Annotated in this window: 3 protein-coding genes; 1 reads left to right on the top strand and 2 read right to left on the bottom strand. The window is 59.0% G+C overall.

Annotated features, from left to right (window positions below; all coding sequences use genetic code 11):
* Positions 1–242 (top strand): LysR substrate-binding domain-containing protein (locus Q1B15_RS18450; RefSeq protein WP_299756527.1); only part of this gene is annotated, 242 nt, incomplete at its 5' end.
* 36 nt (positions 243–278) lie between these two features.
* Here Q1B15_RS18450 and Q1B15_RS18455 read toward each other — a convergent pair.
* The gene (locus Q1B15_RS18455; RefSeq protein ID WP_299756530.1) at positions 279–590 is read right to left on the bottom strand and encodes a class I SAM-dependent methyltransferase; all 312 of its coding nucleotides are present in this window, start codon (positions 588–590) and stop codon (positions 279–281) included.
* A gap of 73 nt (positions 591–663) precedes the next feature.
* A complete protein-coding gene (locus Q1B15_RS18460; RefSeq protein WP_299756533.1) occupies positions 664–2,310 on the bottom strand; it encodes an IS1634 family transposase in 1,647 nt (548 codons plus the stop codon).
* Positions 2,311–2,530 lie beyond the last annotated feature (220 nt).

Genomic DNA, 2,530 nt, shown 5'->3' on the forward strand with positions numbered 1-2,530 from the left:
GTTCACTGTCGACATTGGTGCAGATGGTTGGTGCGGGCATGGGAGTTACGCTTATCCCTGAGATGGCGATTGCTCTGGAAACCCGCTTGGCCAATGTCTCGCTGGCTCGCTTTTCCGAGCGAAGTCCAACGCGCACAATAGGGATGGTCTGGCGAAAGACCAATCCGCTGTCAGATCAATTCATACAAATAGCCACTCTTGTGAGTGACGTAGTTCAAAGGACAAACGATGATATCGTCTGAGAGAGCTAGCGTCGGGCCCATCCGAACCCTGAAAACTCACATTGCGGATTTGCCCGCGACATTCATTGATACATTCTGACTTAAAACCACATCAAAATTCTGACCCGTACAAGGAAGTTCCGTAACGCTTCCAACTTCCACAGTGATTTTGTCGCCAAGACCATCCTTTTCGTTTAACTGGCGGGCAACCTCAACAAATTCCGGAGTAAGGTCGATTGCTTCCACCAAACATCCGTGGCTGTCGGCCAAATACCAGCTAGGTCCGCCAATACCGCAAACAGCGTCAAGAAGGTGGCAACCTTTTGGTATTTCGGCAAGCTCAGCTTGAACTTTGGTCGTTGCCCCCAACTTCGACAGTTAATCACGTAAGCGATTGATATTGTTGACACGAGAATTGCGTTTGTGTGACGACATCGGGTTTTCAGGCCGGTCTGGGGAGGCTCAGGGCGTCGAAGAGATCGAGTTGCTCCGGGGTGGTCTTGCTGGTTCCGTTGAAGGTGCGGTCGCCGATATGGGCGGTATGTTTCTGGATCCGCGCCAGTAGATCGAGGGCGGTTCGAGGGCTGGCGTCATGTCGCTTGGCCTTCAGTCGCATGCGCATGACGCGGTAGAGGACCAGCGCCAGAAAGCAGATAAGCGCATGAGCCCGGATGCGGTCGGGCAACCGGTGATGGACGGGAGCGATCTCGATGTCTGATTTCAGAACTCGAAAGCCACGCTCGATATCGGCGAGGCTCTTGTAACGGGAAACGGTTTCGGCGGGCGTCAGGTCGGGGGCGTTGGTCAGCAGCGCGAGCTTTCCATCAAAGAGTTCCGCCCGGGCGATGGCGGCCTCGTCGACACTGTAACTGAACCGATCAGCTTGCAGGTCGGCCTTGAGAAAGCGCGTGAGCTGCGCTTCGGCAACGGCGCGGGTGAACCTGCTGTAGGCACCCCGGTCGCAAGCACGGCGGCCGCGCGCGGTTTGCCCGTCGTCCTGGGCGTCGAGCTTGGTGACCATTTTGTCGGCCATGGCCTCCAGGTCGCGGATGCGGCCCCGCCGACGGTCGGATTGGTCTGCGGCGCGCACGGGATCATGCGCCACGATCAAGCGGTGCCCGGCGAAGGTGGCCTCGGCCAGCCCGTGCTCGCAGAAGGTGAGATTCTGGAACGTCTCGACCAGATCGGCATAGCGGCGGGCGGGCACGGCCAAGATGAACTCCAGCTTGCGCCCGCCCTGGTCGGCCAGCGCGGTCAACTCGTCGATATTCTCCAGGCTCAGCAGGCCGCGATCAGCCACCAGGATGACGCGCTGGACGGGGAACCGCTGCAGAACGGTCTGGAGCATGCCCTGCAGCGTCTTCGTCTCGCCGACATTGCCGGGATGGACGGTGTGCATCAGGGGCAGGCCCTCGGCCGTCTGGACGACCCCCAGCACGAACTGCCGAGCGATACCGCCGGTCTCCTTGTTCATGCCGAAGGCGCGAAGATCATCATCGACCTCGCCCCCGCCATGGATACGGACGGTGGTCAGGTCATAAAATACGATGGCGAGATCGCGATCGACCAGGGGCCGGATCTGGCGGGCCAGCGCATCCGCGACTGCGTCGGCATGGTCCATCAGGGCATCCATGGCGCGCAGCAGGTGCTGATGGCTGACGGTGTCAGGCATCGCAGGCATTGCGACGGTTTCCAGCCAGCGCAGGCAGCCCAACTTGCTCGTGGGGTCACACAGGCGGTTGAAGACCATCGCGCGGATCAGCGCTTCGGCATCGAAAGCCCGGCGCGAGGAACGCATGGCGCGCTTCAAGGCCGTGTCGATCCCCAGACCCCGCCAAAGTTCATGGAGCGCAAAGACATCACCGAAGCTGAGACCGGACTCCTGGATGACCTGCGACGACGTATTGTGTGCCCGACCGACGGCCCTGTTGAGACCATTGATCAGCGGATCCAACTGTTCGGGTGTGATCTGGTCGAGACGCCCAAGGTTGGCAACGACGCGCGTGCGAACCTTGCCGCTGTCGTTTCGAAAGGACTCGACCAGTTGCAGATACTGGCGCCCCCCTGTCTTGGTGATACGAGTATACATTATGTGGCGACGAAATCACGTCTATGGCCAAACAATCAATAGTATTACGCCTATAGCGTGTGACGACACGGTTTGCGAAAATCGCTGAGGCAGACCATGCTAAGCCCCTGAAAAGTAACAACCAGATCTCAACAGTATGCTCAAAACTGACGCTGAACTGTCGAAGTTGGGTGATCGGGGTGACTCGGGCCGTCAATTGCCGGCCCATGCATAAGGACCG

The sequence above is a fragment of the uncultured Boseongicola sp. genome (genome assembly GCF_937988555.1).
Taxonomy (GTDB): Bacteria; Pseudomonadota; Alphaproteobacteria; order Rhodobacterales; family Rhodobacteraceae; genus Boseongicola.